Genomic DNA, 241 nt, shown 5'->3' on the forward strand with positions numbered 1-241 from the left:
AAGACCACGGTTGATGATTCTGGTGTGAAGCCGGTTGATCCGACTGATGAGGAGCAGGACACCGGTATTAAGGTCACGAACCCGGATAAGGACACCAAGGTCTCTGCTAAGGACGAGGACAAGAATGACGTCCCGGTCAAGATTGACGAGGACGGCAAGGTCATCGTTACTCCGGGTAAGAAGGTTGATGGTCCGATTACCGTGACCATTGAGGATCCGGATTTGCCGGGTGGCAAGACTG

General features: G+C 53.5%; 1 protein-coding gene. It reads left to right on the forward strand.

Annotated features, from left to right (window positions below):
- On the forward strand, positions 1–241 hold a 241-nt coding region (locus tag HMPREF2792_RS01415), incomplete at both ends, for a hypothetical protein (RefSeq protein ID WP_198530277.1).

It is taken from the genome of Corynebacterium sp. HMSC068H04 (genome assembly GCF_001811255.1).
GTDB lineage: Bacteria > Actinomycetota > Actinomycetes > Mycobacteriales > Mycobacteriaceae > Corynebacterium > Corynebacterium hesseae.